General features: G+C 52.6%; 7 protein-coding genes. 4 read left to right on the top strand and 3 right to left on the bottom strand.

Features of this window, described 5'->3' with window-relative positions; translation table 11 throughout:
* Positions 1-130: 130 nt before the first annotated feature.
* The 3 genes from nadC to ACGG90_RS14970 form a co-directional block, all read right to left on the bottom strand.
* Positions 131-961, bottom strand: a complete 831-nt coding sequence (nadC, locus tag ACGG90_RS14960; RefSeq protein WP_390410633.1) for a carboxylating nicotinate-nucleotide diphosphorylase — start codon at positions 959-961, stop codon at positions 131-133.
* On the bottom strand, positions 945-2,147 hold the full coding sequence (locus ACGG90_RS14965; RefSeq protein ID WP_390410635.1) for an MFS transporter: 1,203 nt from the start codon (positions 2,145-2,147) through the stop codon (positions 945-947). The genes nadC and ACGG90_RS14965 overlap by 17 nt, the downstream gene beginning before the upstream one ends.
* Before the next feature lie 64 nt (positions 2,148-2,211).
* Complete coding sequence (locus ACGG90_RS14970; protein ID WP_390410637.1) at positions 2,212-2,943, bottom strand: NUDIX hydrolase; 732 nt, start codon at positions 2,941-2,943, stop codon at positions 2,212-2,214.
* 235 nt (positions 2,944-3,178) lie between these two features.
* On the opposite strand from ACGG90_RS14970, the gene ACGG90_RS14975 reads away from it, so the two are divergent.
* The 4 genes from ACGG90_RS14975 (at position 3,179) to ACGG90_RS14990 (ending at position 6,930) form a co-directional block, all read left to right on the top strand.
* The gene (locus tag ACGG90_RS14975; RefSeq protein ID WP_390410639.1) at positions 3,179-3,667 is read left to right on the top strand and encodes a TetR/AcrR family transcriptional regulator; all 489 of its coding nucleotides are present in this window, start codon (positions 3,179-3,181) and stop codon (positions 3,665-3,667) included.
* A gap of 12 nt (positions 3,668-3,679) precedes the next feature.
* The gene (locus tag ACGG90_RS14980) at positions 3,680-4,738 is read left to right on the top strand and encodes an FtsX-like permease family protein (protein ID WP_390410641.1); all 1,059 of its coding nucleotides are present in this window, start codon (positions 3,680-3,682) and stop codon (positions 4,736-4,738) included.
* 2 nt (positions 4,739-4,740) lie between these two features.
* Positions 4,741-5,412, top strand: coding sequence for an ABC transporter ATP-binding protein (locus ACGG90_RS14985; protein WP_390410643.1), 672 nt, complete (start codon positions 4,741-4,743; stop codon positions 5,410-5,412).
* Between the two features lie 153 nt (positions 5,413-5,565).
* Positions 5,566-6,930, top strand: coding sequence for a L,D-transpeptidase family protein (locus tag ACGG90_RS14990; RefSeq protein ID WP_390410645.1), 1,365 nt, complete (start codon positions 5,566-5,568; stop codon positions 6,928-6,930).
* Positions 6,931-7,066: the final 136 nt, after the last annotated feature.

The following is a 7,066-nucleotide window of genomic DNA, read 5'->3' on the forward strand; positions in this document are numbered from 1 at the left end:
GATCCATTTGAAAATGAACAACATCAGGCTTTTCTTCCATACAAATACCTCACCAGTTTGAATTGATGAGGTAAGTGTAGCGCGCTAAATTGTTGCTGAAAATCCGTCATTTGGTTGGGTGCTTACGGCCTTAATCCAAATTAAAGCTGATATCCAAATTCTTCACGCTGTTAGTCAAATATCCCAGCGATAAAGACGTGGCGCCGCATCCCGCATAGTCGTGGATGTTATCCAAGGTAATGCCGCCAGAGACTTCGGTTTTGATGGTGGCAGGGACTTTGGCTTGCCATTGGCGCACAGTTTCTGGGGTTTGGTTGTCGAACATGATGATGTCGACTTTTGCAGCAATGGCGGCGTCGAGTTCGGCTTCGGTTTCGCATTCGACTTCAATGGTCTTAGTCGGGCCAAGCTCGCGGCGCAACATGGTGATCGCCGTTTGCATGTCGCCGACTGCGCGCCAGTGGTTGTCTTTAAGCATTGCGGAATCATACAAGCCGAAGCGGTGGTTGACCCCGCCGCCGCAACGCACCGCGTATTTGTCAAACACGCGCAGGCCAGGGGCGGTTTTGCGGGTGTCTAACAATTGAATCGAGTCATCAGCCAAAGCCGCGACGGCTTCGGCGGTGGCGGTGGCGATGCCAGACATGCGCTGCATCAAGTTCAGACTCAAGCGCTCAGCGGCTAAGAGTGTGGCCATGTCGCCGGTGACTTTGGCCACGGTGGTGCCAGCAGTGACTGCAGTACCGTCTTCAACCAAGGGTTCGTAGGTGACTTGGTCGTCTAACAAGCGATACAAGAAGCCAGGGATCTGCCCGCCGGCAAAAACGCCATTGCCTTTGGCTAAGTAGGTACCGGAAGCTGGCTTGCCGGCAGTCAGCGCAGCGGTTAAGTCTCCGGTAAATAAGTCTTCATCAAGAAAATTCTGTAACTGAGCAGCGACGCGTTCATAGCTTAACGGCATCTGCTTTCATCTCGCTTTCTGCCTCATCGGCAACATTGAAATCTTTGACCCCAAAGGCTAACACCACCAAGGCGATCAACAACATTCCCACGAAAATGCCAAACACCCCGTGGATGCTGAACTTGGCATCAAACAACCAGCCCACCAAGAAAGGCCCGATGGTAGCACCGACGCGACCGACAGATTGGGCCAAGCCCATGGCCGTACCGCGCACGGCTTGCGGGAACTGACCTGGCGTCAAGGCGATCAGCGTGCCCCAAGCGCCAAGATCAAAGAAGGACAAGGCCGCCCCGGCGATCAGGATAATGGCCGTGGAGTTGGCGTTGCCAAAGACCAAAGCCGCGATGATGGTGCCGATCAAGTAGATGCCCATGATCATTTTGCGTGACAGCTTGGTCATTAGCCAAGCGGCCAAGTAATAACCTGGCAACTGCGCCACGCTCATGGCCAAGGTGTAGCCCAAAGAGTTGACAATAGAGAAACCGCGCATGGTCAAAACACTTGGCAGCCACAAGAAGATGCCATAATACGTCAACATGACGATAAACCACATTACCGACAGTGTGAACAATGGCTTGGCGTGTTCAGGTTTGGCCAAGGTCTTAAACGGCGTACGCAAGGCATGGGTGCGCGGGGCTTCTTGTGGCAAGTGCTCGCGCAAGATGAAGGCGTAAAGCGCGGCGATCAAGGTTACCGCCACGGCGATGCGCCAGCCGAATGCCGGCATCACCAAGTAGGCGATCAAGCTGGCCACGATCCAACCCCAGGCCCAGAAGCTGTCACCTAGCACCAGCATTTGCGAGCGCTTGACGCCGGTGAAGTTGTCTGCCAGCATGGTGGCGGCTACCGGCAACTCGCCGCCAAGGCCGATCCCGGTGATGAAGCGGATCGCCATGAACCAAGTGACATTTGGCGCAAAAGCCAGCGCCAAATTGCTTAATGAGAATAAGATCAGCGTGCCCATTAAGACATGCTTGCGGCCGAAGGTGTCAGCCAAGCGCCCGCATGCCACAGCGCCAAAGATCATGCCGATAGAGGTCATGGCGCCGACCAACCCTAATTGGGTGGCAGACAATTGCCATTCGCCTTTGAGCAGCGGCATGATGAATGACAACAACGCAACGTCCATTGCGTCGAATAACCAGGCGGTACCAACGATCAATAATAAGTGCTTAGGTGCTTTCATAAAATCCTCCTCAAGATATAAAAGTTGAATGGACTTTTATTCGATTAAAGAGGACTTTACACCCTTAACTTGACACTGTCAAGACGTAGAGCTTGGCTGGTCGGCCAGGGCCGGTTTGCGGCTTGAGACCGCTGGCTTTCAGAAACTTCTGATGGTCGCGCAAGAAGTTGGAGTTGTCCGGTTCGTTCTGGCCAAACGCCGCATACACGCTGCGCGCTTGCTTCAAGGTAAAGCTTGGGCCGAGAATCAACAACACGGTAGGCTGCCAATCCAATTTGTTGGCGATGCGAGCGCATGCCACCGTTAAGATCCAGTTGTGATCAAACGCCAAGCCAGTCAGCGGCGTTTGACCGGTGAGGTACTCGTCTTCATGCAAGGTCGTAAAGCGCAGCCCGGCATGGGTGAAACTATAGCGGCCATGATCTGGCGGCTGCAAAGCAAACCACGCCACATCATTGGCGCCAGGCCCAGGAATCAAAGTCGGACGCGTCGGCAAAAACACCATGTAACTCAGCGACAAGGCGCGCTCGCCAGGCACGCGGTCTGGTGCAGTGAACGTCGCCAGCTGCTCGGCATGGATCAGCGGCAGCGCCAAGCCTAATTTCTCGCGCACCAAGCGCAAGGCGGCCACATGCGCACCTTCTTGCGCCTGCATTTGTGTTTCCGGCAAGGCCCAGTAGTCTTTAAACGGCGCGCCGCTGCGGCGGACCAACAAGACATTGACTTGGTGGGTAGTGTGGTCGTAACACCAAATCACATTGGTAATGGTGATCAAGGGGTGAGCTAATGAATTCATAACGACCCTCCTGCAAGGCATTGTACAACAACTTAAGTGTAGCCGCTGGGTGGGCCTGGTGCAACACAACTTCTTCGCAAAATAACGCGCCGGCTTGTACAATGGAGTCAAGTGAAATCACACCAGATCAAGTCGTTTGCGATTTAATTTACAGCAAATCATTGACACGGTGTCACTTTGTGCTAAACTGGCCTTATTGACACGGTGTCACATGGGTGAACAAGGGGGAGCAACGTTGGTTTCTGAAACATATTTACGGCTGGACGCAGCCAAACAGCAGCGGATCCTTGATGCGTTATTACAAGAGTTCTCGGCGCATTCGTTGGCCACAGCACAAGTGGCGCGGATCGTGCAAACAGCCGGGATCGCGCGCGGGGCATTCTATAAGTATTTCGATGATCTGCCGGATGCGTATGGCTATTTATTCAAGCAGGTGATGATCGAAGTTCACCAAGATCTGCCGCAAGAGCGTGATTATTTCAAAGCGACGCAAGCCTTCGTGCTAGGCGCCAAGCAATCGCGGTATCAAGCATTCTTGCGCCAGCATTTTGCCCATAATCAAGGGCTGCTGGCGCCCAGTGAGCCGCCTGTGGGCCCATCAGCCAGCGCTTGGGCGATTAAAGTGTTGTGCCATGACACGATTCGCGCTTGTTTGTTGGATCCAGACCACGCCAACCAACGGCTGACGCAATTGCGCCAGGCGTTAACATTAATCGACCAATAAAGGAAGTGCGAGATGTTTCTAGCATTGAAAGAAATGCGCAAAGAGAAATTGCGCTACAGTTTGATCATCGCGATGATCGTGTTGATCAGTTACTTGATTTTTATCTTGACCAGCTTAGCGTTGGGTTTGGCCCAACAAAATACCGCGGCGATCAATTCTTGGGGCATTCAAAGCATTATTTTGGACAAAGACGCCAACCGCAGCTTATCGGCATCGATGATCGATAAAGCTGATGCGCCCAAGTCGTTGCCGACTAGCCAAGCATATATCGGCCATGCGGCGATCGTGGCCAAACACAGCGGCCATACCCAAGTGTCTGGGACGTTCATTGGCTTAGACAACAGCCAATTTGTTGCCAAGCGCCTTGATTTGACTAGCGGCCATTTGGCGCAAACCGACCATCAATTAGTCGTTGATGACGCCTTTAAAGACGCCGGGTACAAACTCGGCGACACCTTTGCGCTTAACGGCCAAGACCAAGCCTACAAAATCGTCGGCTTCACCCATAACGCCAAGATGTCTGTGGCGCCGGTGGTTTACGGCCGCTTAGGGGCCTGGACTGGTTTGAAGAACGCGCCAACTGCCATGCAAGCCAGCGCCATTGTTTCCACTAAAGCCGACCCCAAAGCGCCGGCGAAGCAATTGCACACCTACAGCAAGGATGCCTTTATTCAAAAGCTGCCTGGCTATTCGGCGCAGAACATGACTTTTGAAATGATGATCGGTTTCTTAATGGTGATCTCTTTGATCGTCATTGCGGTGTTCTTGTATATCTTGACCATGCAAAAGCGTCAAAACTACGCGGTATTGCGGGCCCAAGGGATCCCAGGCTCAGTTTTGGTCAAAAGCACCTTGAGCCAAGCGCTGTTGATGGTGGTAGCCGGGTTAGTGATCGGCACCATCTTGACAGCTGCCACGGCAATCGCCATGCCAGCGGCGGTACCGATGGCCTTTTCCGTGCCGGCTTTGGCACTTGTGGCGTTGGCATTGATCGTCATCGCCATGCTTGGTGCGGTGATCCCAGTGCGCAGCGTGTTGCGTGTTGACCCAGTCAGTGTGATCGGAGGATGAGTATGAACGCATTAACTTTAGCGCATGTCGATCAATTCTTCGGCACAGGTACCGCGCGTGTGCAGGTTTTGCATGATGTCAGTTTTGAAGCGGCTGCCGGGGAAGTAAGCTTGATCTTAGGCCCTTCCGGCAGCGGCAAAAGTACCTTGTTGACGATCGCAGGCGGCTTGTTGACGCCTACGACTGGCAGTGTCAGCGTTGCCGGGATGGATCTGGGCAATGCGGCAGCCAAAGTCCGCGAGCAATTGCGCTTGACGCAAATCGGCTTTATTCTGCAGGCTTATCATTTGCTGCCGTTTCTGACAGTGGCTGATCAATTCAAGTTAGTTGACAAGGTCAAGCCTCAAGGCAACTTGCCTCAAGCAACCTTGAAACAATTGCTTGAACAGTTGGGGTTGAGCGATTTGTTGAAACATTATCCGGCTGAATTATCCGGCGGCCAACAACAGCGTGTAGCGATTGCGCGGGCGTTGTATCCTGATCCGGCGGTGGTTTTGGCCGATGAGCCCACGGCTGCTTTGGATTCCAAGCGTGTCATGCAAGTCGGGCAGCTGTTGGCGCAACTGGCACATGAGCAGCACAAAGCCGTGGTGATCGTGACGCATGACGAGCGGTTGACTGAAATGGCCGATCATGTTTATCAGCTGATCGACGGGGTTTTAAAACCAGCATAAAATGCGGTTTGTGAATTATTATTGTCATTAATCGGCAAAAATTGTATCATGACGAAAGCATCTTGCGTGACACTTTCTTGGTCTATAGTAAGAATGTGATATAATAACATCGAGATCTGCCGCAAATGCATTGCAGTCAAGGAGATATAAGTCATGAAGAACAAACGCGCATGGGTGGCCGGATTGGTCGCTGTTGCAGTCGTTGCACTTGGCGGTTATGCGCTTCGCAGCCACCATTACCAAAGCCGTTTTCTGCCGAAAACCAGCGTCTTAGGCGTGGATGTCGGCCATCAAAGCGTGGCGCAGGCTAATGCTGCGTTGCAGAAGCACTTCGTTGACACCACCGTCAAATTGGTCGATGGCAACAAGACGGTTGCCACTGCTACTGGCACCCAACTGGGCTTAAAGCAAGATTTTACCCAAACTTTAAAACAGCTGTTAAAGAAGCAGAACCCTTGGCGTCTGTCAGCCACTGTGTTGGCGTCCAGCCAAGATAAAAGCAGCTTGACTGCTGGCAACCAAGCCTTGGTGGCCTACACCAAGCAGCTTGCCGCCAAGCTTAACCAAACCCGCAAGGCCCCGCAAGACGCCAAAGTCATTGCGGAAAAAGGCCAGTATGTGGTCAAGAAAGAAGTCGCCGGCAACCAAATCGATGCGACTAAGCTTGCCAGTGCGGTGAACAAAGCCGTTAGTGCGGACAAGACCACTGTCGCTGTGGCCGACACTTACACCCAGCCCAAAGTCACGTCAACGTCGAGCAGCTTGAAGCAAGCCGCCAGTGACTTGTCCAAAATCGCCGGCATCAAGGCGCAAGTGAAGATCACCAACAAAGTCGTTACCATCCCGCAAAGCACTGTTCAAAGCTGGCTGAGCTATGATCATGGCGTCAAAGTCGACTTGACCAAAGTTGAAGCTTATACCGCTTCGTTGGCTGATCAGTACAACACTTACGGCAAGACGCGTACTTTCAAGTCCACCAAGCGCGGCACAGTCACGGTGCCAGGCGGTACTTACGGTTGGACGATCATGCAAACGACCACGGCTAAGAAGTTAGTTGCTGATGTCAAAGCCGGCAAAGATTTCACCCAAGAAATTTCTTACCAAGGTTCTGGTTACCACAGTGATGGTTCCGACATCGGCAGCACTTATGTTGAAGTCGACGTCACCAATCAGCACGAGTATTTCTACCAAAACGGCAAGCTGGTCTTAAACTCTGCGGTCGTCACTGGCAAGCCTGGCCAAGACACGCCTAAAGGGGTGGACTTCGTTTGGAAGAAAGAACGCAACAAGACGCTTCGCGGCAATAACGACGACGGCTCGAAATATGCCAGCCCGGTCAGCTATTGGATGCCAATTGATTACACCGGTGTTGGTTTGCATGATGCGTCATGGCAGCCGAAATTCGGTGGCGATTGGTACAAGAAGCATGGCTCACATGGCTGTGTGAACAACCCGCCGTCCTTCATGGCCAAGCTTTATGCAGCAGTGCCGCTGGGTACGCCAGTGATCGTCTTCTGATCAAGAATCAAACAATCTAAGATTAGTTCCGGTGGGAATTGAGGTTTTACCTCGATTCTTACCGGAACTTTCTTTTTGTCCGTTACACTGAAGATGAAGCTAAGATCGATCACAGCCTCAGGGACTTCGAGTCCGC

The organism is Lacticaseibacillus jixiensis (genome assembly GCF_042847315.1).
Classification (GTDB): Bacteria; Bacillota; Bacilli; order Lactobacillales; family Lactobacillaceae; genus Lacticaseibacillus; species Lacticaseibacillus jixiensis.